The sequence below is a fragment of the Mesorhizobium sp. WSM4311 genome (assembly GCF_002295115.1).
GTDB lineage: Bacteria > Pseudomonadota > Alphaproteobacteria > Rhizobiales > Rhizobiaceae > Mesorhizobium.
In genome coordinates, this window is record NZ_NSFV01000002.1 from 146137 (window position 1) to 168464 (window position 22328).

The 22328-nt window shown below is 63.3% G+C and carries 23 protein-coding genes; 9 read left to right on the forward strand and 14 right to left on the reverse strand.

Features of this window, described 5'->3' with window-relative positions; translation table 11 throughout:
* The 6 genes from eutB (at position 1) to CK226_RS04510 (ending at position 6190) form a co-directional block, all read left to right on the forward strand.
* Positions 1-987 (forward strand): hydroxyectoine utilization dehydratase EutB, encoded by a 987-nt coding sequence (eutB, locus tag CK226_RS04485; RefSeq protein WP_179300965.1) that lies wholly within the window; start codon positions 1-3, stop codon positions 985-987.
* Positions 984-1976: a cyclodeaminase gene (locus tag CK226_RS04490; RefSeq protein ID WP_095791163.1), complete on the forward strand. Its 993-nt coding sequence runs from the start codon at positions 984-986 to the stop codon at positions 1974-1976. The genes eutB and CK226_RS04490 overlap by 4 nt, the downstream gene beginning before the upstream one ends.
* A 135-nt stretch (positions 1977-2111) precedes the next feature.
* Positions 2112-3290 (forward strand): ectoine hydrolase DoeA, encoded by a 1179-nt coding sequence (doeA, locus tag CK226_RS04495; RefSeq protein WP_095791427.1) that lies wholly within the window; start codon positions 2112-2114, stop codon positions 3288-3290.
* Positions 3291-3295: 5 nt separating this feature from the next.
* Positions 3296-4297 carry a N(2)-acetyl-L-2,4-diaminobutanoate deacetylase DoeB gene (doeB, locus tag CK226_RS04500; protein WP_095771275.1) on the forward strand — a complete coding sequence of 334 codons (1002 nt, stop codon included), beginning with the start codon at positions 3296-3298 and terminating at the stop codon, positions 4295-4297.
* Positions 4298-4515: 218 nt separating this feature from the next.
* Positions 4516-5637: an acyltransferase gene (locus CK226_RS04505; protein WP_095791164.1), complete on the forward strand. Its 1122-nt coding sequence runs from the start codon at positions 4516-4518 to the stop codon at positions 5635-5637.
* A gap of 115 nt (positions 5638-5752) precedes the next feature.
* Positions 5753-6190 carry a GntR family transcriptional regulator gene (locus CK226_RS04510; protein ID WP_245437658.1) on the forward strand — a complete coding sequence of 146 codons (438 nt, stop codon included), beginning with the start codon at positions 5753-5755 and terminating at the stop codon, positions 6188-6190.
* Between the two features lie 73 nt (positions 6191-6263).
* On the opposite strand, the gene CK226_RS04515 is transcribed toward CK226_RS04510, so the two are convergent.
* The 8 genes from CK226_RS04515 to CK226_RS04550 form a co-directional block, all read right to left on the reverse strand.
* On the reverse strand, positions 6264-6719 hold the full coding sequence (locus tag CK226_RS04515; protein ID WP_179300984.1) for a MaoC/PaaZ C-terminal domain-containing protein: 456 nt from the start codon (positions 6717-6719) through the stop codon (positions 6264-6266).
* Complete coding sequence (locus CK226_RS04520) at positions 6716-7792, reverse strand: Gfo/Idh/MocA family oxidoreductase (protein ID WP_095791166.1); 1077 nt, start codon at positions 7790-7792, stop codon at positions 6716-6718. Before CK226_RS04520 ends, CK226_RS04515 begins: the two co-directional genes overlap by 4 nt.
* On the reverse strand, positions 7785-8114 hold the full coding sequence (locus CK226_RS04525) for an L-rhamnose mutarotase (protein ID WP_095791167.1): 330 nt from the start codon (positions 8112-8114) through the stop codon (positions 7785-7787). The genes CK226_RS04520 and CK226_RS04525 overlap by 8 nt, the downstream gene beginning before the upstream one ends.
* 9 nt (positions 8115-8123) lie before the next feature.
* Positions 8124-9236: a mandelate racemase/muconate lactonizing enzyme family protein gene (locus tag CK226_RS04530; RefSeq protein ID WP_095791168.1), complete on the reverse strand. Its 1113-nt coding sequence runs from the start codon at positions 9234-9236 to the stop codon at positions 8124-8126.
* 3 nt (positions 9237-9239) lie between these two features.
* A complete protein-coding gene (ugpC, locus tag CK226_RS04535) occupies positions 9240-10337 on the reverse strand; it encodes a sn-glycerol-3-phosphate ABC transporter ATP-binding protein UgpC (protein ID WP_095791169.1) in 1098 nt (365 codons plus the stop codon).
* Positions 10338-10341: 4 nt separating this feature from the next.
* Positions 10342-11208 carry a carbohydrate ABC transporter permease gene (locus tag CK226_RS04540; RefSeq protein WP_038645102.1) on the reverse strand — a complete coding sequence of 289 codons (867 nt, stop codon included), beginning with the start codon at positions 11206-11208 and terminating at the stop codon, positions 10342-10344.
* Positions 11208-12104: a sugar ABC transporter permease gene (locus CK226_RS04545; RefSeq protein ID WP_095771268.1), complete on the reverse strand. Its 897-nt coding sequence runs from the start codon at positions 12102-12104 to the stop codon at positions 11208-11210. The genes CK226_RS04540 and CK226_RS04545 overlap by 1 nt, the downstream gene beginning before the upstream one ends.
* A 124-nt stretch (positions 12105-12228) precedes the next feature.
* Entirely contained in the window at positions 12229-13548 is a 1320-nt protein-coding gene (locus CK226_RS04550) for a sugar ABC transporter substrate-binding protein (protein WP_095786786.1), read from the reverse strand.
* A 169-nt stretch (positions 13549-13717) separates the two neighbouring features.
* Here CK226_RS04550 and CK226_RS04555 point away from each other — a divergent pair, with 169 nt between their 5' ends.
* Positions 13718-14503, forward strand: coding sequence for an IclR family transcriptional regulator (locus CK226_RS04555; protein ID WP_095791170.1), 786 nt, complete (start codon positions 13718-13720; stop codon positions 14501-14503).
* Between the two features lie 65 nt (positions 14504-14568).
* Positions 14569-15408, forward strand: coding sequence for an amidohydrolase (locus tag CK226_RS04560; protein ID WP_095791171.1), 840 nt, complete (start codon positions 14569-14571; stop codon positions 15406-15408).
* Between the two features lie 62 nt (positions 15409-15470).
* On the opposite strand, the gene CK226_RS04565 is transcribed toward CK226_RS04560, so the two are convergent.
* From CK226_RS04565 to CK226_RS04590, 6 genes are all read right to left on the reverse strand, one after another.
* Entirely contained in the window at positions 15471-16616 is a 1146-nt protein-coding gene (locus CK226_RS04565; protein ID WP_095791429.1) for an extracellular solute-binding protein, read from the reverse strand.
* 14 nt (positions 16617-16630) lie between these two features.
* Positions 16631-17791 carry a CaiB/BaiF CoA-transferase family protein gene (locus CK226_RS04570; RefSeq protein ID WP_095791428.1) on the reverse strand — a complete coding sequence of 387 codons (1161 nt, stop codon included), beginning with the start codon at positions 17789-17791 and terminating at the stop codon, positions 16631-16633.
* 2 nt (positions 17792-17793) lie between these two features.
* Complete coding sequence (locus CK226_RS04575; protein WP_095771264.1) at positions 17794-18345, reverse strand: MaoC family dehydratase; 552 nt, start codon at positions 18343-18345, stop codon at positions 17794-17796.
* A gap of 366 nt (positions 18346-18711) precedes the next feature.
* Positions 18712-19698, reverse strand: a complete 987-nt coding sequence (locus tag CK226_RS04580; protein ID WP_095791172.1) for a Tim44 domain-containing protein — start codon at positions 19696-19698, stop codon at positions 18712-18714.
* A gap of 63 nt (positions 19699-19761) precedes the next feature.
* Complete coding sequence (locus CK226_RS04585; RefSeq protein ID WP_032929194.1) at positions 19762-20055, reverse strand: zf-TFIIB domain-containing protein; 294 nt, start codon at positions 20053-20055, stop codon at positions 19762-19764.
* A 197-nt stretch (positions 20056-20252) separates the two neighbouring features.
* Entirely contained in the window at positions 20253-21242 is a 990-nt protein-coding gene (locus CK226_RS04590) for a zinc-dependent alcohol dehydrogenase family protein (protein WP_095791173.1), read from the reverse strand.
* A gap of 102 nt (positions 21243-21344) precedes the next feature.
* On the opposite strand from CK226_RS04590, the gene CK226_RS04595 reads away from it, so the two are divergent.
* Positions 21345-22247, forward strand: coding sequence for a LysR family transcriptional regulator (locus CK226_RS04595; protein WP_095771261.1), 903 nt, complete (start codon positions 21345-21347; stop codon positions 22245-22247).
* The last annotated feature ends 81 nt before the right edge of the window (positions 22248-22328 follow it).

Here is a 22328-nt window from a genome sequence, read left to right on the forward strand (position 1 = left end):
ATGGCGACCGTCTCCCTTGGCGATATCCGCGCCGCTCGCGACCGCATCGCCGGCAAAGTCGAGCGCACGTCGACCGTTTTGTCCCCGATCCTTTCCGAGCGTCTCGGTGTCCCCGTGTATCTCAAGCTCGAACATCGCCAGACCACCGGCAGTTTCAAGCTGCGCGGCGCCTCGAATGCCGTCGCCTCGTTGAGCTCGGAGCAAAAGGCACGCGGCGTGGTCGCCGCTTCGACCGGCAATCACGGTCGCGCGCTGGCACATGCGGCGAAGCTTGAAGGCATGCGCGCGGTGATCTGCATGTCGCGGCTGGTGCCCCAGAACAAGCTGGACGAAATCCGCCGGCTCGGCGCGGAGGTCCGCATCGTCGGCGACAGCCAGGACGACGCGCAGCAGGAGGTCGAGCGGCTTGTGGCGGAGGAGGAGCTCATCATGCTGCCGCCTTTCGACCATCCCGATGTCGTCGCCGGGCAAGGTACGCTCGGGCTCGAGATGATCGAGCAGGTTCCTGACGCCGGTCTCGTGCTGGTGCAGCTTTCCGGCGGCGGCTTGGCTTCTGGCGTTGCCGCAGCCGTCAAGGGCGTCAGCCCCGCCACAAAAATCATCGGAGTTTCGATGGCCCGGGGTGCTGCGATGAAGGCGAGCCTCGATGCCGGCCGGCCTGTCCTGGTGGAGGAACTGCCGACGCTGGCGGATTCGCTTGGGGGTGGCATCGGCCTCGACAATAGGCTGACCTTCGCCATGTGCCGCGACCTGCTCGACGACGTCGTCCTGCTCAGCGAGGACGAGATCGCCGCCGGCATGCGCCATGCATATGCGCAGGAGCGCGAGATCGTCGAGGGCGCCGGTGCGGTCGGCGTCGCCGCGCTGATTTCCGGCAAGGTGAAGCCGAGCGGGCCGGTGGTTGCGCTTCTCTCCGGTCGCAACATCGATATGGACGCGCACCGCAAGATCGTCTGCGGCGACGCAATCGCGGAGCGTGCAGCATGAGCCGGATGACCATCCTCACCGAGAAAGAACTGCGCAAGATCGTGACGCTCGATCTCGATGCGGTCGCCTGCGTCGAGAACGCTTTTCGCGCGCTCGCCACTCTGCCCGTGGCGATGCCGCCGATCCTGCGGCTCGACATTCCCGAGCATCGCGGCGAGGTCGACGTGAAGTCCGCTTATGTGCCCGGTATCGACGGCTTCGCAGTGAAGATCAGCTCCGGCTTCTTCGACAATCCAAAACTCGGCCTGCCGAGCGGTGGCGGCATGATGGTGCTGCTTTCGGCAAGGACCGGCGTGGTCGAGGCGCTGCTGCTCGACAATGGCTACCTGACCGATGTCCGCACGGCCGCTGCCGGCGCGGTCGCGGCGAAGCATCTGTCGCGCGAGGACTCCACCGTGGCAGCGATCTTCGGCGCCGGTTTGCAGGCGGGCCTGCAACTGGAGGCACTGCGTCTTGTCAGGCCGATCGCCGAGGCACGCATCTGGGCGCGCGACGCCACCAAGGCCGAAGCCACTGCTGCCCGCTTGCGCGAAAGACTGGGCATTGTCGTGCGCGCCGAGCCTGATGCAGCAAATGCCGTCGCCGGCGCCGACATCATCGTCACCACCACACCATCGACCGAGCCGCTGATCAAGGCCGGCTTCGTCGCCGCCGGCCAGCACATCACCGCCATGGGCTCGGACGCCGAACACAAGAACGAGATCGCGCCGGCTATCCTGCGCATGGCCGATCTCTATGTCGCCGACAGCGCGCGCCAGACGCGGCGTCTGGGCGAACTGCATCATGCCATCGCGGCAGGGGTGATGGCCGCCGAGGAAGAAGTGACCGAACTCGGCCAGATCATCGCGGGCGAACGACACGGAAGACGCTCGGCCAGCGATATCACCATCGCCGACCTCACCGGCACCGGCGTGCAGGACACGGCGATCGCCACGTTCGCCCGCGACCGCGCGCGGGCGGCCAATGCCGGAACCACTTTTGAGAGCTGATGCTGGCCGCAAAGCATGACCCGGAAAAGTGCGAACCGGTTTTCCGATCAGATCATGCTCAAGCAAAGATTCCTGGAGCCGGGTTCGACGAAGTTGAAACAGGCTCCAGGGCCCAACAAACGAGGAAGCAAAAGAATGCAACCGAACCTGAAATTCTCGCGCGGCGAATTTGCGGATCGCCTCGCCAAGACGCAGCGAGCCATGGAGGCCAAGGGCGTCGATCTCCTGATCGTCAGCGACCCTTCCAACATGGCCTGGCTGACCGGTTATGACGGCTGGTCCTTCTACGTGCACCAGGCGGTCATCGTGCCGCCCTCGGGCGAGCCCGTCTGGTACGGCCGCGGTCAGGACGCCAACGGCGCCAGGCGCACCGCCTATCTCGCGCAGGACAACATCGTCGGCTACGCCGACCACTATGTGCAGTCGACGGAACGCCATCCGATGGACTTCCTGTCCAGCGTGCTCGTCGATCGTGGTTGGGGCAAGCTCACCATCGGTGTCGAGATGGACAATTACTGGTTCTCCGCCGCCGCCTTCGCCTCGCTGCAGAAGCATCTGCCCAATGCCCGCTTCGTCGACGCCACCGCCCTGGTCAACTGGCAGCGCGCGGTGAAGAGCCCGACCGAGATCGACTACATGCGCAAGGCCGCCCGCATCGTCGAAGCCATGCACCAACGCATCTTCGACAGAATAGAGATCGGCATGCGCAAATGCGATCTCGTCGCCGAGATCTATGATGCCGGCACGCGCGGCGTCGACGGCATTGGCGGCGACTATCCGGCGATCGTGCCGCTGCTGCCGTCCGGCGTGGACGCCTCGGCGCCGCATCTGACCTGGGACGACCAGCCGATGAAGCGGGGCGAGGGCACCTTCTTCGAGATCGCCGGCTGCTACAACCGTTACCATTGTCCGCTGTCGCGCACCGTCTTCCTCGGCAAGCCGACGCAGGAGTTCCTCGATGCCGAGAAGGCGACACTGGAAGGCATGGAGGCGGGGCTCGCCGCCGCCAAGCCCGGCAACGCCTGCGAGGACATCGCCAATGCCTTCTTCGCCGTGCTGAAAAGGTATGGCATCGTCAAGGACAACCGCACCGGCTACTCGATCGGTCTGTCCTATCCGCCGGACTGGGGCGAACGCACGATGAGCCTGCGCCCCGGTGACCGCACCGAACTCAAGCCCGGCATGACCTTCCACTTCATGACCGGCCTCTGGCTGGAGACGATGGGGCTGGAGATCACCGAGTCCATCCTGATCACCGAAACCGGTGTAGAGTGCCTGGCCAATGTTCCGCGCAAACTGGTGGTGAAGAATTGAGCCCGATGTCCAGCGTCCGCCCGTCGCCGATCGCGCCGACCGTCGAATTCGACCGTGACGGCGTCCAGCACGGTTTCCTGCGCCTGCCCTACAGCCGAGACGACTCGGCCTGGGGTTCGGTGATGATCCCGATCTGCGTCATCCGCAACGGCAAGGGGCCGACGGCGCTGCTTTCCGGCGGCAACCACGGCGACGAGTATGAAGGGCCGCTGGCGCTCTACGATCTCGCCCGCACGCTCGACCCGAAAAATGTCAGCGGTACGGTGATCATCGTGCCGGCGATGAACTATCCAGCCTTCCGCGCCGGCACGCGGACCTCGCCGATCGACAAGGGCAACATGAACCGCAGCTTTCCCGGACGGCCGGACGGCACGGTGACCGAGAAGATCGCCGACTATTTCCAGCGTGAACTGCTGCCTCGAGCCGACATCGTCTTCGACTTTCATTCTGGGGGAAAGACGCTGGACTTCGTGCCGTTCTGCGCGGCCCACACACTGCCCGACAAGGCGCTGGAGCAAAAAGCCTTCGATGCGGTGGCGGCATTCTCGGCTCCGTTCGCGATGCGCATGATCGAAATCGACTCGGTCGGCATGTACGACACGGCGGCCGAGGAGATGGGCAAGGTCTTCGTCAGCACCGAACTGGGCGGTGGCGGCACCTCGCGTGCGCAAACCGTGCGTATCGCGCGGCGCGGCATTCTCAATGTGCTGCGCCATGCCGGCATCGTGGATGGCGCGGTCGAGAAGAGCAGAACTCGATGGCTGGACATGCCGTCAGGCGATTGCTTCTCCTTCGCCGAGGAGGACGGCATGATCGAAACCATGGTCGATCTCGGCGAGCCCATCGAAGAGGGCGCGGTGCTGGCACGGATCCATTCGGTTGGCCGCACAGGCATTGCCCCGCAGGAGATCCGGGCAAAAATGCCGGGCATGTTGGCGGCACGGCATTTTCCCGGCCTGGTCAAGGCCGGGGACTGCGCGGCGGTGGTAGCCGTGGAGGTCGATTGATCGACACGGCTGCGTCCCGGTACATCCCGCGCGGTTTCCGGCGATTGCGGCTGGCCGCGCCGGACATCAATTTTCTCCATCTGATGGAAGTGTAAATTAACGAGAGGCAGACAAACTAGGCATTGGCGAGCGGACCCTCGCTCTGCGGCCACGGTTGCGGGTATTGGACCGCGCGACATGGCGATGATCGTTGAACGCCCGGACGCCTGGTCTGAATCATGAGATCTTCGACTGGAGAACACTATCCGGCGCTGGACCATATTCGTGGCCTAGCGGCGTTCCTGGTCTTCACCTGGCATTTCCTCCATCAGTCTCCCGAGGGGCCGGTGCCCTATGATTTCGTGCCTGCCGTGCCCATTTTCAGCCTGCTGGATGAGGGGTTCACCGGAGTTTCATTGTTCATGGCGCTCTCCGGCTACCTGTTCGCCAAGCTTCTTGATGGGAAACAAGTCAGCTATCTGCCCTTCTTCGCCAACCGGGCGCTGAGGTTGCTTCCGCTCTTGCTGGCCGTGATAGCCGTCGAGGCTTGCCGCGTATCTATGGCAGGCCAACCCCTGGGCGGCTATTTCACCGACGTCGGGAAGGGGGTGATCTTTCCCACCCTCCCGAACGGCGGTTGGTCGATAACCGTGGAAGCTCACTTCTACATCCTGCTGCCGTTCCTGCTGATGGCGTCCAGACGCTTCCTGTTCGCCCCTTTGCTGTTTATCGCTGCAGCCATTTTGCTGAGGTGGGCGCTTTACGCGCAGTTCGGCGAGGTGCAGTCGGCGGCGGCCTGGACCATCATTGGCCATGCCGATCAGTTTCTCGCCGGCATCCTTGCCTTCCATCTCCGCGCCTATGCGAAGGACCGGCACTGGCTGGCGCTGGCCGTACTGCTGGCCTTTTCGGGGTTCTTCTGGTGGTTCGATGCCGCCGGGGGATTTTACCGGCTACAGCGCTACCCCTCGCCACATTGGATATGGATCATCCTGCCGACGGTGGAGGCGGCGGCCTATTCATTTGGGATCGCCTATTACGACACCAGCTTTCCAAGGAAGCGAACAGGCCTGCCATTCAAGATCCTGGAGAAGGCTGGGGCCTACAGCTATTCGATCTATCTCCTGCACCTGTTCTTCGTCATGCAACTGGCGGCGTTCATAAACACGAACGTCATGGGCATAAGCAATTTCTACATTGCCTGCCTCTGGTCCTTGCTGTGTTTCCTGGCGACGATCCCGATCGGCTATCTCAGCTACACCTGCATAGAAGCGCCATTTCTGCGCCTGCGCATACGGTATGCGCAGCCCGCTGTTGCCAATCCGGTCCTGTTCAAGGATCGGCCGGCCACGGCAGCATAGGCGCCGCGCCTGCGCTGGGCAGAGCCCTGCAGAGATTTTCGACAGAGACCATCGGCGCGGGGAATCTCGCTATCAATGCTGGCCAGTCTGCAGCGGGCCTGCGCATGTCGCACGGATGGACGGGGCCGAGATCAGCGAAATCTACGCGGTGCGCGGATTGCTCGAATGCGAAGCACTCCGCCTCTCCATTCCGGCTTTGTCGGACGGCAATCTCGATGAGGCCGAACAGGTGCTCGACCAGATCGACGCGGAGCGCAATGTCGGCCGCTGGGGTGCGCTGAACCGAACCTTTCACCTCTACGCTGCCTGCGGCAATCAGCGTCTGCTCGGCCTGATCGAGGCGCATCACAACGCGGCCGATCGCTATGTCCGCATCCTCTTGTCCAACCTCGACCATCGCGCCCGCTCGCAGGCGGAACATCGCGACCTGCTGGCCGCCTGCCGCCGGCGCGACGGCAAGAAGGCCGTGAGCATTCTGCGGCAGCATCTGCGCGAAGGAAGCGATACGCTCGTCAATGCGATAGTGGGCGGCGGCCTGTCGCGAAAATCATAGTCGGGATGGTCCTGCTGCTCAGGGTTCGAGCGCATCATCGCGCGCGACCGGTTCGTAAGAACCGCGCTGTTTTTCAGCTCTGCGCCGGCTTGCGTTCGACGATATAGATATGATCGGCCGCGAGCACCACTTCGCCGCGCTGGTTGATCACCTCGCAGCGTTCGATCACGCGTCCCGAGCCCGGCCGCTTGGGATCGTCTTCCTTGGCTGCAATGGTGGTGCGCGTGCGGATCGTGTCGCCGATGAACACCGGCTTGATGAAGCGCAGCCGGTCATAGCCATAGGAGAACGCGACGGGGTTGATAATGCTTGCCGTCAGCCCGATGCCGACCGAGAACACCAGCGTGCCATGCGCGATGCGCTGGCCGAACGGCGTCGTCTTCATGTATTCGGCGTCCATGTGGTGCGGAAAGAAATCGCCGGTGTGGCCGGCATGGACGACGAAGTCGGTCTCGGTGATGGTGCGGCCGCTGGTCAGCCGCGAAGTGCCGATCTCATAGTCCTCGAAATAGGTGATCTGTTCCATCAGGGTCTTTCCGCGATCGGCGTCGCCGGCGCCGCGCTCGATCTATAGGCGGCTTCCACCAGCGCCATTGTGCTCCAGGCGTCCTCGACCGAACTGACCAGTTCGCCGTCTTCTCCTGCCGCAAAGCGCTGCACATTGGCCATGCGCCCGACGAAGGCGTCGGGGAACCATTCGCCGGCAAGCGGTACCGCGATCCAGTCCGTTGCGCCCTTCGGATGGATTTCCAGAATGTCCGGTTCGCCCCGGGGGTAGTCGAGGTTGAGGCCGAGCTTGAGATAGGCCGCGCCCTCGGTGCCGCAGATGCGGAACTCGCAGGCCTGGTGGCGGCGGCCGAATTTGTGGTCATGGTTGATCGACAGCGCGCAGCGCACCCTGTCGCCATAGTCGAGAATGGCGCTGGTGCGCGTCTGCGCCACCTTGTGGTTGGGATGGCCGAGCGTCTTGGCGTGGACGCCTTTGGGATCGCCGAGCAATTGCCTGATCAGGTCGAGATAATGGATCGAGTGCATGGCGATCTCGACGCGCGGCGCCTTGAGCAGGAACTCCCACAACTCCCACGGTGTTGCCAGCGCCAGCCAGGCATCGAAGTCGACGACTTCACCGAGCCAGCCCCTGGCGACGGCGTCCTTGAGCGCCAGCATCATCGGCGCGAAGCGCAGCTGAAAGTTCACCGCCGCCTTGAGGTTCTTGGCGCGGCAGATTTCGAGGATTTCGGTGGCCTCGCCGAGATAGTTGCCCATCGGCTTCTGGATCAACGCAACCGCGCCGTCGGGCAGAGCTTCCAGGATCTCGGCGTGCCGTCCTGGCGGGGTCGCCAGATCGAAGATCGCATCCTGGACAGATGCGGCTTCGTCGACCGAACGGAACGCCGTCACGCCCCATTTTTCGGCCAGGGTTTTCGCCTTGGCCTGGTCCGGATCATAGAGGCCGGCAATCGGAAAGCCGGCTTTGCGATAGGCGGGAAAATGCGCGTCGCCGACGATCGATCCGGCACCGAAAGTGACGATCGGGCGAGGCTTCGAGGGTTTTGGCCAGGACTGGACGAGTAAGGCAGGGTCGAAACCGCCCTCAGTCATGGTGAAAGACCTCGTCCGTGCTGGCCCACCATTCGCCCTCCTTGCGGGTCGAGAGCGGCTCCTGGCATGGTATGCAGACCGCCCACCATTCCTGCGTCTTCGGGTCGGCTGCCATCTTGGCCATGTCGGCCGCATAGTCGGTGCCATGATATTCGAAATAGGAGAACAGCAGGTTCTCCGGCCGCTTCAGATAGATCGAATAATTCTTGATGTTGCAGGCCGAGATCATGGTCAGCACGTCGGGCCAGACGGCGGCATGCAGGCGGACATACTCCTCGACCTTTTCCGGCTTCAACCCCAGCACCATGCCCATTCGCTGCATATCCGACTCCTACTTCGTGATCGCCGTGGTGAATTCGGCGATGCTCATGGCCTTGACCGCGTCCCAATCCCAGTCGATGCCGATGCCGGGCTCGTCGGGCGCCAGCGCATGCCCATCCTCGATGCGCATGTGCTTGCCGGTCAACTGGTCGAGTTGCGGAATGTACTCGACATACCTGCCGTTCTGAACCGCGCAGGTCAAGCTGACATGCAGCTCCATCAGGAAATGCGGGCAGACCGGAATGTCGAAGGCCTCTGCCGCATGGGCGATCTTGAGCCATGGCGTGATGCCGCCGATGCGGCCGACATCGACCTGCACGATCGAGCAGGCGCCTTTCTGCATGTATTCGCGGAAATGGCGGATCGAATAGAGTGACTCGCCAATGGCGATCGGCGTCGGCGTCGAGTTGGACAACCTGATATGGCCGTCGACATCGTCGGCCGGCAGCGGCTCTTCGATCCAGGCGAGATCGAGTTCGCGCAGCCGCGCCGCGCGCCGGATCGCCTCGTCGACCGAAAACCCCTGGTTGGCGTCGGTCATGATCTCGTAGCCGTCGCCCACCGCCTTGCGCACCGCCGACAGGCGGGCGAGATCCTCCGACCCGTGCGGCCTGCCGATCTTCACCTTCGAGCCGCGGAAGCCCTTGGCCTTGGCAGCCAGCGCGTCGTCGACAAGTGCTGCCGTCTCGATGTGCAGCCAGCCGCCCTCGGTGGTGTAGAGCGGACAGCGGTCCTTGGCACCGCCGGCCAGTTTCCACAGCGGCAAGTTCTGCTTCTTCGCCCTGAGATCCCAGAGCGCCGTATCGATCGCCGCGATAGCAATGGCGGTGATCGCACCGATGGTGGTCGCATGGGTGGCGAATTCGAGATCGTGCCAGATCGCCTCGATCATGTCGGGGTCTCGGCCGATCAGGCGTGGCGCCAGATGGTCGGACAACAGCCGCATCACCGAGGAGCCGCCGGTGCCGATCGTGTAGCTGTAGCCGGTGCCGACCGCGCCGTCGGAATCGGTGATGGTGACGATCGGTGTTTCCTGGCTGACGAAACTCTGGATGGCGTCCGTGCGCTTGACCTTGGGCACAAGGTCCACCATCCGCAGTTCGATTTTCTCGATTCTAGCCATCGGTCAGCTCCGCAATGTCTTTCCGGTCTCGGCGGCAAACAGATGCGCCTGCGACAGGTCGAGGCTCATCGCCACCCGCTCGCCGGAGCGCAACGGGCGCGGGTTCAGCATGCGCGAAACCCAGTCCGTGCCGTTGAATTCGACGAACACCAGCGTCTCGTTGCCGAGCGGTTCGGTGACGGTGATCGGCAGCTCGATCTGATGGACGTCGGCCGCGCCGCCGGAGCTGATGCCATGGCCGGTCGGATAGATGTCATCAGGCCGCAGACCGAACACGACCTTGTCGCCGGTCGCGACATTGGCCTTGAACTGGGCGGGCAGCGGCAGCTTTTCGCCGCTGGCGAAAACCAGTTGGCCGTCGTCGACAGTCGCCTCGTGCAAATTCATCGGCGGCGAACCGATGAAGCCGGCGACGAAGCGTGTCGCCGGGCGGCGGAAGACTTCGTCTGGCGTGCCGACCTGTTCGATATGGCCGTCGCGCATGATGACGATGCGGTCGGCAAGCGTCATCGCCTCGACCTGGTCGTGGGTGACGTAGATCACCGTCGACTGCACCTTGGCATGGAGCTTCTTGATCTCGGTGCGCATCTGCGTCCTGAGCTTGGCGTCGAGATTGGAAAGCGGCTCGTCGAAGAGAAACACGTCAGGGTCGCGCACGATGGCGCGGCCCATGGCGACGCGCTGGCGCTGGCCGCCCGATAGTTGCGACGGGCGGCGGTCGAGCAGCGTATCGAGGCCGAGAATGGCCGAGGCCTCGGCGACGCGGCGCTCCATGTCTTCCTTGGCCGCGCCGGCGATCTTCAGCGAGAAGCCGAGGTTTTCGCGCACCGTCATATGCGGATAGAGCGCATAGGACTGGAACACCATCGAGATGTTGCGCGAGCGCGGCGGCAGATCGTTGACGATACGTCCACCGATCTCGATCGAGCCGGCGCTGATTTCTTCCAGTCCGGCGATCATGCGCAAAGTCGTCGACTTGCCGCAGCCCGACGGGCCGACCAGCGCGATGAATTCGCGGTCGGCGATATCGAGATCGATGCCATGCACGATCCCGATATTGCCGTAGCGCTTGGTCAGCTTTTTGAGGGAAACGGTTGCCATGGGATCAGCCTTTCACCGCGCCGGAGGTCAGGCCGCCGACAAGGTGTTTCTGGACGATGTAGGTGAGGGTGAGTGCGGGAATGATCATCACCACGGCCAGCGCGCACATGCCGCGCCAGTCGATGGTGAATTCGGCCGTGTAGTCGAGCAGGCCGACCGGCAGCGTCTTGGCGCTCACCGAACGGGTCAGCTGCGAAGCCAGCGCGAACTCGTTCCAGCAGGTCAGGAAGGCAAAGATGGCGGCGGAAGCGATGCCCGGTCCGGCGAGCGGAAACTCGACCTGCCAGAAAGCCTGCCAGCGCGTGCAGCCATCGATTTGTGCTGCCTCCGCGAGGTCTTTCGGCACCTGGCGGAAGAAGCCGTCGATCAGCCAGATGGTGAACGGCACGTTGAGCGCGACATAGGCCAGGATCAGCCCGAAATGCGTGTCGATGATGCCGAGCCGCACATAGAGGAAGAACAAAGGCAGCGACAGCGCGATGCCAGGCACCGTGCGCGTCAGCATCAGGCCGAGGAACACGCTCGATTTGCCGCGGAAGCGGTAGCGCGCGAAGGCATAGCCGCCGGCCATGCCGATGGCCACCGCAATGATCGTCGAGGTCACCGAGATGATCAGCGAATTGCGGAAATATTCGATGACCGGGATGCCGCCTTTGCCGATGCCTGAGAACATTGCGATGTAAGCGTCGAACGAGATCTCCTGCGGGATCCACACCGGCGGCTTGGCCATGATCTCGACGGTCGGCCGGAGAGAGGACAGCACGATCCAGAGGCCGGGCAGGCAGATCGTCAGCATCGCCAGGAACAGGCCGACGCGATGGACGATGCCCAGCAGCCGGCGCTTCAGGCGGGCGGAAGAATTCTCGTCCATCACCACTCCGCACCGATCTGCGTGCGCGCCGCGGCGAGCTTGTTGAAGAAATAGACGGTGAAGGCGATCGACAGCAGGATCGAGAAGTAGGCCATGGCGTTCGCCATGCCCATGCGGCCGTCGCTGTAGGCGGTGCGTGCCACCAGCGTCCACAACAGCTCGGTGCGGCCCGCCGGTCCGCCATCGGTCATGATCTTGACGATGTCATAGGCGCGCGCCACGTCGAGCGAACGGATGGTCATGGCGATATAGGCGAAAGGCATGACGAACGGCCACGTCACATAGCGGAAGGTCTGCCACGGCGTGCAACCATCGACCCGCGCCGCCTCGATCGGTTCCTTGGGCATTGCGAGCAGTCCGGCGAGGATCAGGATCGCGAAGATCGCGGTCGACGACCATATCTCGGCGACCGAGATGGCGATGAAGGCGAGGTGGCCCTCGATCAGCCACGGGATGGCATCCCTGGTGATGCCGAGCGACTGCAGGGCGTTGTTCACCAGGCCGATATTGTCGTTGAACATGAACTTGAACTGGAAGCCGACGAGGATCGGCGAGAACATCATCGGAAACATCATCAGCGTGCGCAGGATGCGCTGGCCGCGCGTCGCCTTCTCGACCAGCATGGCGAGCCCCAGGCCTAGCAGCATTTCGAGATTGAGCGCGATGGTCAGCAGCAGCACCGTGCGCCCGAACGCCCACCAGAAATCGGAGTTGGCCAGGATCGAGAGATAGTTCCTGAAGCCGACGAAGACGAAGAACGTTTCGGGCCTGGTCAGGCGGAACGGTGTGAAGCTGGAATAGAGCGACAGAAGCAGCGGCACGACGACGACCGCGGCCAGCACGATGAAGGCTGGAAGCAGCAGCAGAAATGGCGCCGATGGCTTGAAGCCCTTCATCAGAATCCTGTGGGGTTTTGCATTGCGTGGGTGGGACACCGAAAGGCGATGTGCATCGCGGAGCTTCCGACGAGACGCGATCGCCTCCCCCATTCGTCATGGGGGAGGCAGCCTTGGGACTGTTCTAAAGCTTGCCGGCATCCTGCAGGATCTGCGTCGCCTTGGCGGCGGCTTCGTCCAATGCCTGCTTGGAGGTCTTGTCGCCCAGGATCGCCGCCTGCAGCTCAGGATAGACGGCGTTCGAAATCTCGATCCACTCAGGCGTCTGCGGCACGGCGAAGGCGTGCTTGGCTTCTTCCTGGAAGGCGGAGAGAACCTCCTTCTTGTAGGGATCGTTTTCGGCCTGCTTCAAGTCCCAATCCCACACGGCCGTGCGTGTCGGCAGCGGGCCTGCTGCGGCTTCCAGCTTCTGGCTGTCCTCATTGGTCAGCCACCAAACCAGCGAGGCTGCGGCCTCCTTGTTCGGGCAGTTCTCGGTCACCGAGAAACCGTGGAAACCGGACCAGCCAGTGCGCTTGCCGGAAGAACCCTTCGGCGCGACCTTCACGCCGACATTGCCCGCCACCTTCGACGACTTCGGGTCGTTGAAGAAGCCGGCCCAGCCCGGCCAGTCCAAATTGATGGCGACGGTGCCCGAGGCAAAGCCCTGGCCGAGATCGTCCCAGAGATAGTTGGTCGTTCCGGCCGGCACGGCCTTGGCCTTGTAGAGATTGACGAACCAGTCGAGCGCCCGGATGCCGGCCTCCGAGTTGAAGACCGGCTTGCCGTCCTTGTCGAGATACTCGCCGCCCTCGGCGACCACCATCTCGTAGAAGCGGCCATTGATCGCCTCTTCCTTGCCGGCGAACTGCGTGCCGTAGAAATTGGGCGGGTTGGCGAAGAACTCGGCCTGGTCGGTGACTTCCTTCCAGCTGTCCGGCGGCACCAGGTCATAGCCATATTTGGCCTTGAACTTGGCCTTGTTGTCGGCGTTCTCGTAGAGGCTCTTCTGGTAGTAGAGCGCCGAGACGTCGAACTGCGCGCGCGGCAGCATCTCGAGCTTGCCGTCGATGGTTGCCGCCTTGATCGTCGACGGCACGAAGGCGTCGATCTCTTCCTTGGGTAGCAATTTGCTGAGGTCTGTGTAGAGGCCGGTATATTGCGGCGCGAAGGACGAATGGTTCCAGCCGACGCACCAGTTGGTGCTGCCAGAGGCGATGTCGGACTTCAACTCCTTGTCGATGTCGAAGCCATTCTTCTTGGTCAGGATGTTGACCTTGGCGCCGGTGGCCTTCTCCCATTCAGGAATGCGCTCATAGAGCTTTTCATATTGCTGGCCGCCGATCAGTTTCACGTCGACGGTGACGCCTTCGAACTTGCCGGGCAGGTCGCCGGCAAGGGCCGTGCCTGCACCGAATGCAAGCACCAATGCGCCGGCGGAGACGCCGGAAAGCAGTCTGTTCATTGGTTTCCTCCCTGGGTGCGCCTTAGCGGCGACCGCAACCTGTCCACGTGACAGGAAATGCTACATTCATATACAAACAAAACATTCATACGCACGTCAAGGCGAAATTTGTTTCCGCCGGCCGCATTCCTGCGTATATGAAGAATCGAATTCACTGGAGGGATGAGCCATGGACGACAGCGAAGACGAGCGCTACCGCGCGCCGGCGCTCGACAAGGGGCTCGACATCCTCGAACTGCTGGCCGGCGTCGACGGAGGCCTGACCCAGGCCGAAATCGCCAAGAAACTCGACCGCAGCCCGAACGAATTCTATCGCATGCTCGACCGGCTGGTGCGGCGCGGCTATGTCACAAGGCTGGATGGCGACCGCTATTCGCTGACGCTGAAACTGTTCGGCCTGGCGCAACTGCACGCTCCGGTGCGGCGGCTGGTTTCCTACGCCACGCCGCTGATGCGCGAACTGGCCGAGACCTCGCAGCAGGCCAATCAACTCGTTGTTTTTGATCGCGGTTCCGCCGTCGTCATCGCCCAACAGGAGGCGCCGAACTACTGGGGCATTTCGATCCGGGTGGGTTCCCACATCAGCCTGTTCGACACCGGTTCGGGCCATGTACTGCTTGCCTTCCGCTCGCAGGAAGAGCGGCAGATGATGATCTCCGAACACGTCCGCAGCACCGACAAGACGGCCCAATCGACCGAGTTCTTCACCCGGCTCGACCAGATCCGCGACCGTGGCTACGAGATGATGGCCTCGATGCAGACCGCCGGCGTCTTCAACCTGTCGGCTCCGGTGCGCAGTTCCGACGGCAAGGCCATCGCCGCCATGTCCATCCCCTACATTACCGTGGTCAATGCGCCGTCCGCGCCCGATATCACCAGGACGATCGAGCTGTTGCTGGCGACGTGCGAGAAGCTGTCGCATCTGGCCGGATCGGCTGTAGGGTCGGCAGCATAAATTCTTATTTGAATGAAGAATTCCTCCGTGAGATGATTTGACAACGCCAATTTGGAGGAGCTCCAGTGATCATCGACACCCATCTGCATCTCATCGATCGCTCGGCCTTGCGCTATCCCTGGCTTGCCGGCGTGCCGCCGCTCAACCGCGATTTCTCCTACGAGGACTATGCCACCGAGGCGCAGCGTGTCGGCGTCGAGCGCGTGCTGCACATGGAGGTCGATGTCGATCCGGCTGACATTGAAGCCGAGACCGCACGGGTGGAAGGTCTGTCGCGACAGGCCGGCAGCATGCTGGTCGGGGCGATCGCGTCCTGCCGGCCGGAAGACGCGGATTTCCCGGCCTATCTCGAAAGGCAGCGGGCAAATCCTTTCGTCAAGGGTTTCCGCCGCGTGCTCCATGTCATGCCCGATGATCTGTCGGAAGGCGCGGTGTTTCGTGACAACATCAAGCGGCTTGGCGGCATCGGCCTGACTTTCGATCTCGTCGTGCTGCCGCACCAGATTCCGAAAGCAATAGCGCTGGCCGACCTCGCACCCGACGTCCAGTTCGTTCTCGACCATTGCGGCGTCCCCGACATCAAGGGCGGAGCCGAGCATCCCTGGCGCGAGCATATGAGCGAGATCGCGCGGCGTCCGAACGTCATGGCCAAGATTTCCGGTGTGGTCGCCTATGCCGATTCCGGCAGCTGGACGGTAGGCACGCTGCGGCCCTATGTCGAGCACAGCATCGCTGCGTTCGGCTGGGACCGTGTGGTTTGGGGCAGCGACTGGCCGGTCTGCACGCTTGGTGGCGGCTTGTCGACCTGGGTGGCAGCGACCCACGCGCTGCTTTCCGGTTGCAGCGTCGCGGAGCGCGAGAGGTTGCTGTCGGGCAATGCCCGCAAGCTCTGGCGGTTGGAATAGTTGGATTTGCCTCGGCGTCTCGCCGGGGCGTAGCCCAGACGTTCTCCTGCGTCCGGTTTCGTTCAGACTCCTCTACCAGCGGCGCCGGACACCTGCGCCGGGGCACTCTCCCGGAACAGGCTGACGAGATCAGCAACGACCTGGGCGGCTTTGTGCCCGGAGGTCATGGCCGACAGGATGCGGTCGGACGCCGCCTGCTGGAACGCCATGTAGCCATCATGACGCGGCCGCACCCATGCGCCCTCCAGCGTCGCGCGCGTGCCGCGATAAAAATTGCCGGTCGCGGCATTGACGGTCTGGTCCTCCCAGGCGGCAGCATGGCCTGGTTGGCCACCGGCAGCAGCATAGGCGCCGCGCTGCACGTCGCCGCTGGCGACCCAATAGGCGAAGTCCGTCGCTGCATCTTTCGCCTTGGAAAAGGCTGACACCGCTATGCCCGTGCCGCCGAGCGCTGAGCCGATAGGGCCGCTGGAGCCGACAGCCGGGATGTCGGTGAAGGCCAGCCGGTGCGCGCGAAACCCTGACATCGCATAGGAAACGTAGCCGTAGATGAGTGGAGCGCAGACAATGCGGGAATCGGCCTCCGCCATGCGTTCGGAAACCGCGATCGGATCCATCTCCAAACAGGCCGGGTCGACCCACGCGGCGATCTCTCGCATCATCTCGAAGCCTTCGCAGCCGGTCTCGCTATCGATGAGATCGCGGGACGGATCGGTCGCGCAAGCGTGCCCGAGATTGCCGGCAAGCGTATAGAACACCATCAGCGCATGCGGCGGCCGCAACGGCAAAAGCACGCGGCCTTGCCGGGCGAGGTCGAGCACCTGGCTCCAGCGCGCCGGCGGCGCGTCGAGCGCGTCCGGCCGCCATGCCTGGACCTGGCTGGCCGCATCGATCGGAAACGCCCATTGCCGTCCTTGCCAAGCGTAGCTCGGATAGGACTGGCCGACGCTGCCCGAAGCGAGCGCTGCGCGCTCGGCCTCGCGGCCGGCGACATCCAGCGGCGCGAGGCAGCGTTCCGCCGTGATCTGGCCCACATGCGGGTGGTCGATGACGATCAGATCATAGGCGCGCGCGAGTTCCTCGACCGGAAAGGACTCGAAATCCTGCAGCGAGCGCTTGTCCCAGTGGATGGCGACGCCGGTCCTCTGCTGCCAAAGCGACGAGCAGGCGACCATCGGATCATAGCCGCGCGGATGGCTCCAGGTCATACCCTTGAGCGTGGTCACAGGCCGAACTCCTCGCGGATCGCGGCACTGTGCTCGCCGATGCGCGGCGCGGCGCGATCGACCTTGGCCCTGGCACCGTCGACCCTGAGCGGCGAACTGGTGGTGAGGATCGAGACATCGTCCTCGCGCGTCACCGTCTGCAGCATGTCGAGCGACTGAAAGCCTTCACTGGCCAGCATCTCCGGCCAGGTCAGCACCTTGGCGCACCAGATGTCGGCCGGCTCGAGAATATCAAGCCATTCGTCGATGGTTTTGCTGGCGATCCTCTGCGCGATGATCGCCTTGATGTCGTCGCGCGCGGTGAACCACGAGGCCGGTCTGTCGCGATAAGGCGCCAACTCATTGAGCGACAGCAGGTCGGCGAGTTTCGGGATCGGCGTCATGGCGATGGCGAGATAGCCGTCCTTGGCCGGGTAGACGCCGTAAGGCGCCGAGAGATAGGCATGCGCGCTGCGGAAGCTGGAGCGCCTGGGCAAGCGGCGGCCGTCATTGAGATGCGTGGTCAGCACCTCGAACTGGAAGTCGACCAGCGCTTCCAGGAGGCTGGTTTCGATATGGCTGCCCTGGCCGGTGATGCCGCGCCGCACCAGCGCCGCCAGAATGCCTTGCGCGCAGGCGGCACCCGCCAGCATGTCGCCGATGGCCAGCCCGAAGGGCACGGGTCCCTGGTCCTCGTCGCCATTGAGCCACATCACGCCGGAACGGGATTGCGCCAGCAAATCCTGGCCGGGCCGCTTGACCCATGGGCCGTCCTCGCCATAGCCGCTGATCGATGCGTAGACGAGCCGCGGGTTGATCTTGCGGACGGCTTCGTAGTCGAGGCCGAGCCGCTCGATGACGCCGGGCCGGAAATTCTGGATAAGCACATCGGCCTTGGCCAGAAGCCCGCGCAGCGCTTCGAGATCCGCCTCGTTCTTCAGGTCGATGGCAAAACTTTCCTTGGCGCGGTTGATGGCATGAAAGATCGTGGAATCGCCGCCGATCTCGGTGTCGCTGAGATAGAGCCGGCGCGACAGGTCGCCGCCATCCGGACGCTCGATCTTGATGACGCGCGCACCGAGGTCGAGCAGCCGCAGCGAGCAATAAGGCCCGGACAGAAACTGGCTCATGTCGACGACGACGAGACCGGCAAGCGGCAATTCGGCCAAAGCCGGCATTTTCATTTCTCCGTCTTGCCGACGAAATCGGCCGGGTTGCGGTACTTCACCGTCTGCAGGTGCTCGCAATAGAGGACCAGCTCGCCTTCGCCCTTGAACACTTCGTAGCTGGCACGGATCAGTCCCATCTCTCTGTAGCGTGGCTTCTTGTCGAGGTTGGAGCGGATCGAATAGATCGTGTCACCTATGAAGACAGGCTTGATGAAACGGAGCTTGTCATAGCCATAGGAAAAGGCGTTGACGCAGTTGGTGGCGACCAGCCCCAGCCCGGCCGAAAAGACGAAAGCGCCGGCGATCAGCCGCTTGCCGAAAATGCCTTCGCTTTCGGCGAACATCTGGTCCTGCACATAGGGGTGGATGTCGAGCACCAGCGTGTTGAAGAGGTGGCTGTCGCCCTCCGCCATCGTGCGCCGCAACGAGCGGATTTTCTGGCCGACCGGCCAGTCCTCGTAGAACCAGTTCTCGGCGTTCCACACCGGCAATGCCGCGTGCGCCTCAGGCATGTTTTGCGGATAGGTCGAGGCAACGCCGACGGTGGGTGCGAAGTCGCTCATGGCCGGCTCCGGCAGTCTCGCAGGAGGTTCAGGCCAGCCATATGAACACGCCTCGAAGCGCCGGACTGCATGACGTCTCCTCCCGCTAATCTTCTTTTGTAAATAGTATTTTCACATATGGGGCTATGTTGCAAGCGAGGGCGGGCGAAATTTTGCCAATCCCGCGCGCCCACGCGCGGGCCGGCAGGGGAGGAAATCATGAAAAAGGATTGCCTGGTCTTTGTCGGCCGCCTGAACCGGGAGGCACCTTATTTCAGCGCGCAGGACCGCTGACGGACATCGGACGCACCATCGAGATCGGCACGCCGATGTGCGTCAGGATCGTGCGCTAAGGCGCCCCGCGACGACCCTCCTTCAATGGCCGGCTCAGGCCTGTTGTATTGCCGAGAGTTTCCAGCTCGAGCCATTCTGACGCGTGAAAGTCCACAGTTCGGTCGCCTCTGTCGGATGGTCTTCGTCGCCCTCGACGACCTTGCCGCTGCCGCGTTCGCGCATCACGTCGCGAGACTCGTAGCGCAGCGCGGCCGTGGCGTAGTCGCGGTCGTCCTCGCGCCAGCTTTCCGCGATGTCGGCCTGCAGCAAGGTGATATCGGAGACCTCGTTCCGAAGACCTTTCTGGGCATTGTCGGCCAGCTCTTCCGAGAGATAGGACACCATCTCGGGCGTTGTCGCCCGGCGCAGGGCGGCATGGTCTTCGCGCCCGAATGCTTCCTGGACGTCGGTCAACAGCTTCTGGAATGCGTCGAGGTCGCTCTGAGCCAGCGTGATCTCCTCGGAGACGTCAGCCGGAGAGCCTCCGCCCGAACCGCCGCCAAAGCCGGGGATTGTGAACGCGCCGGCCGTTTGCTGCTGTGCCGGAGCGCGGTTCTCAAATCGCGGCGCCTGGGCATTGCCGGCACCGGCGAGCGCCGGGGTGGGGCCTTGCGCCGACCGCGAGCGGAAGAAGCGGATGGCCAGCATGATCGCGCCACTGATGAGCAGGGCTTGAAGCAGGAAGCCGAACATGCCGGCCAGGCCGCCGAACCCTTGCCCGACGAGCAGGCCGATCAGGCCGCCGAGCAGCAGGCCGCGCATCATCGTTCCGCCAAAACCGCTCATGAAGCCCGGCCGCTGTGGGCCGGCCTGCGGCTGCCGGGTGGCAGCGTTCACACCGGTGTTGGGTGTCATCGAACGCTCGACGGGAGCGATCGGCGCCGGCGCGGTCCTGGTCGGCGGCGCCGACTGGAACGTGCGCGTGCCGCGACTGCCGAAACTGCCGCCGCGCCGCGCCTCGGCATGATCGATCGCGATCATGGAGAATGCAAGGAACAGCCCGGCAAACAGGGTTGCAAATCGACTGGTGCGAGACATCATCGCAGATGAACCTTTATCGATGTGGTTTTTTGGAAATTTCAGCAGGCGCCGGGCGTCATGCGGTCAATCGAACAATTCCTCGAAGAAGGATTTCTTCCGCTTGGGATAGCGATGGCCCTGCGAGCGCGAATAATCGTCATCGCGGCCGTGTTGCGGCTGGGAGAAGGCTGCCGGCTGTGGCTGCGGCGCAGGCGACGCCTCCCTGCCGGAACGCTCGATGATCTTGTCGAGTTCGCCTCGATCAAGCCAGACGCCACGGCACTGCGGACAATAGTCGATCTCGATACCCTGGCGTTCGCTCATCACGAGCGCGACACGGCAGGAGGGGCAAACCAAACCAAGGAGGGAAGATGTCATACGGGGCTCCAAACCGAAAGGATTGAGCCCGCTTGACCGAAAAAGGTGGAAACGGGCCCGTTAAAGCGGTCCGACATCACAATCACCAGAAGCGATCGTCAGAGGGGCCCGGCCCGCTCCAGACAGTTAGGAATGCGGAGCCAGGGCTTCAAGGGCGATATTGCCGGCAAGAATGATTTGTTGGCCGCTGCCGTCGCTCAAACCGTTACGACGATCTTGCCGAACTGCTCGTTCGATTCGAGGTAGCGGTGCGCCTCGACGATCTGGTCGAAAGCAAAGATCCTGTCGATGATCGGCCTCAGCGTGCCGGTTTCCAGGCCTTCGAGGATGAACGCCTTCGCGATCTCCAGCTTCTCTGGGGCGCCGGTGATCTCGTGCACGAGATAACCACGCAACGTCAGCGTCTTGCCCAACACGGCAGACAAGGGGAACGGCGTCGGCTCGGGGCTCAGTCCACCATATTCGATGAGAATGCCGCCCTTTGACATTGCCGCTGTCAGCGGCTCGAAGATCGGACCGCCGATTGCATCGAGCACGACCCGCACGCCCTGCGGTCCCGCGATCTCGCTCAGCCGTGCGGCGAGATCTTCCTCGGCCAGGACCACAACATGCGCCGCGCCGGCATCGAGCAAGGCCTGTTTCTTTGCCGATGTTCGCGTCACCGCGATCGCTGTCGCGCCAACCTTGTTGGCGATCTGGATCGCGGCAAGCCCGACGCTGCTGGAGGCAGCGGTGATGACGACAGCGTCTACACTGCTCAGTCTGGCGATGTCGATCAGGGCGCCATAGGCGGTGAGATATTGCATCCAGACAGCCGCCGCTGTCTGCCAGTCGAGCGACGGTGGGTGCTTGACGATGAGCCCGGCGGGATAGGTGACCAGCTCGCCGTAAGCCGGCCAGCGCGCCATCGATTGCGGCGGGATGACGCTGACGGCGTCGCCCGGGACGAAATCGTTCACGCCTTCGCCTACCGTTTCGACAATTCCCGCCGCCTCGAGACCAAGCCCGGAGGGCAGGGCGGGCGTCTCGATATAGCTGCCCGCACGCAGCAGTGCCTCGGCGCGATTGAGGCCGAGTGCCTTGACGCGGATTTGAACCTCTCCCGGACCCGCTGGAGCGAGATCGATATCCTCGATGCGCAGGACTTCTGGACCGCCATGCTGATGGAAGCAGACAGTACGAGCCATTCGGGTTACTCCAAATTATCTGTACCGAATAGGCTATGTAGCCAGAGACTTGATAGATAAATGGGCGTAAGGGTAAAGCAGTAGAAACCATAGGTTTCGAATATGGATAGGCTCGAGAGCATGGCCGTGTTCGTCAAGGCGGTCGACCTTGGCTCGTTCGCGGCAGCGGCGGTAGCGCTCGACCTGTCCGGGCCGATGGTGGGCAAGCATGTCCGTTCTCTCGAAGAGCGGCTCGGCGTTCGCCTCATCAATCGCTCCACGCGCCGCCAGAGCCTGACCGATTTCGGTCGCGCCTATTATGAACGCTGCCGCATCGTGCTGGCCGAGGCGGAAGCCGCCGATGCGCTGGCCGCCGACCAGTTTTCGGAACCGAGAGGCAGACTGCGCGTGACCATGCCGGCGCATTTCGGCCGCCACTGCGTCACCCCCGTGCTGCTGAAGCTGGCGCGGCACTATCCGATGCTGGAACTCGATTTGTCACTCAGCGACCGCTTCGCCGATCTTGCCGAAGACGGCTTTGACCTTGCCATCCGCACCGGCGATCTGGACGATAAGGCGGGCATCATCGCCCGCCGCGTTGCGCGGCAAGGCATGGTCGTCTGTGCCTCGCCCGCCTATCTCGGGCTTCATGGCGAGCCGCGGCGGATCGAAGACCTCGCCGATCATCAGGCGATTGTCTATCGCAGGCTTGGCCAGGTCGTTCAGCCCTGGCTGTTTGCGCGTGAAGGGCAATCCGCACAGGAGATCATGCCGACCGGCCGCCTGCGGCTCGACGATCTCGATGCCATCGCCGATGCAGCGGCAGAAGGCATGGGGCTGGCGTGGTTGCCATGGTGGCTGGTCCGCGCGCGCATAGAGGCCGGTGGGCTGGTCGCGCTGTTGCCGGACCAGCCGCACTATCTCTACGACTGCCACGCGCTCTGGCTGCAGACGCCGCATCTGCCGCTCAAGGTTAGGCTCGCCATCGATGCGCTGGCGGCCGCCCTGCCGAAACTGATGGGCTGATCGCCAACAGAGCAGGCTTGCGCTTTTTGAGGTGCCGCTTTCCAATGCCATATGAAGGCGGAACGTGTGCATTGCAGGAGA

What these genes read in the sequence shown, in the direction of transcription:
- eutB (WP_179300965.1), top strand. Translation starts at nt 1, where the DNA reads ATGGCGACCGTCTCCCTTGGCGATATCCGCGCCGCTCGCGACCGCATC.
- CK226_RS04490 (WP_095791163.1), top strand. Translation starts at nt 984, where the DNA reads ATGAGCCGGATGACCATCCTCACCGAGAAAGAACTGCGCAAGATCGTG.
- doeA (WP_095791427.1), top strand. Translation starts at nt 2,112, where the DNA reads ATGCAACCGAACCTGAAATTCTCGCGCGGCGAATTTGCGGATCGCCTC.
- doeB (WP_095771275.1), top strand. Translation starts at nt 3,296, where the DNA reads ATGTCCAGCGTCCGCCCGTCGCCGATCGCGCCGACCGTCGAATTCGAC.
- CK226_RS04505 (WP_095791164.1), top strand. Translation starts at nt 4,516, where the DNA reads ATGAGATCTTCGACTGGAGAACACTATCCGGCGCTGGACCATATTCGT.
- CK226_RS04510 (WP_245437658.1), top strand. Translation starts at nt 5,753, where the DNA reads ATGGACGGGGCCGAGATCAGCGAAATCTACGCGGTGCGCGGATTGCTC.
- CK226_RS04520 (WP_095791166.1), bottom strand. Translation starts at nt 7,792, where the DNA reads ATGACTGAGGGCGGTTTCGACCCTGCCTTACTCGTCCAGTCCTGGCCA.
- CK226_RS04525 (WP_095791167.1), bottom strand. Translation starts at nt 8,114, where the DNA reads ATGCAGCGAATGGGCATGGTGCTGGGGTTGAAGCCGGAAAAGGTCGAG.
- CK226_RS04530 (WP_095791168.1), bottom strand. Translation starts at nt 9,236, where the DNA reads ATGGCTAGAATCGAGAAAATCGAACTGCGGATGGTGGACCTTGTGCCC.
- ugpC (WP_095791169.1), bottom strand. Translation starts at nt 10,337, where the DNA reads ATGGCAACCGTTTCCCTCAAAAAGCTGACCAAGCGCTACGGCAATATC.
- CK226_RS04540 (WP_038645102.1), bottom strand. Translation starts at nt 11,208, where the DNA reads ATGGACGAGAATTCTTCCGCCCGCCTGAAGCGCCGGCTGCTGGGCATC.
- CK226_RS04545 (WP_095771268.1), bottom strand. Translation starts at nt 12,104, where the DNA reads ATGAAGGGCTTCAAGCCATCGGCGCCATTTCTGCTGCTGCTTCCAGCC.
- CK226_RS04550 (WP_095786786.1), bottom strand. Translation starts at nt 13,548, where the DNA reads ATGAACAGACTGCTTTCCGGCGTCTCCGCCGGCGCATTGGTGCTTGCA.
- CK226_RS04555 (WP_095791170.1), top strand. Translation starts at nt 13,718, where the DNA reads ATGGACGACAGCGAAGACGAGCGCTACCGCGCGCCGGCGCTCGACAAG.
- CK226_RS04565 (WP_095791429.1), bottom strand. Translation starts at nt 16,616, where the DNA reads ATGACCTGGAGCCATCCGCGCGGCTATGATCCGATGGTCGCCTGCTCG.
- CK226_RS04570 (WP_095791428.1), bottom strand. Translation starts at nt 17,791, where the DNA reads ATGCCGGCTTTGGCCGAATTGCCGCTTGCCGGTCTCGTCGTCGTCGAC.
- CK226_RS04575 (WP_095771264.1), bottom strand. Translation starts at nt 18,345, where the DNA reads ATGAGCGACTTCGCACCCACCGTCGGCGTTGCCTCGACCTATCCGCAA.
- CK226_RS04580 (WP_095791172.1), bottom strand. Translation starts at nt 19,698, where the DNA reads ATGATGTCTCGCACCAGTCGATTTGCAACCCTGTTTGCCGGGCTGTTC.
- CK226_RS04585 (WP_032929194.1), bottom strand. Translation starts at nt 20,055, where the DNA reads ATGACATCTTCCCTCCTTGGTTTGGTTTGCCCCTCCTGCCGTGTCGCG.
- CK226_RS04590 (WP_095791173.1), bottom strand. Translation starts at nt 21,242, where the DNA reads ATGGCTCGTACTGTCTGCTTCCATCAGCATGGCGGTCCAGAAGTCCTG.
- CK226_RS04595 (WP_095771261.1), top strand. Translation starts at nt 21,345, where the DNA reads ATGGATAGGCTCGAGAGCATGGCCGTGTTCGTCAAGGCGGTCGACCTT.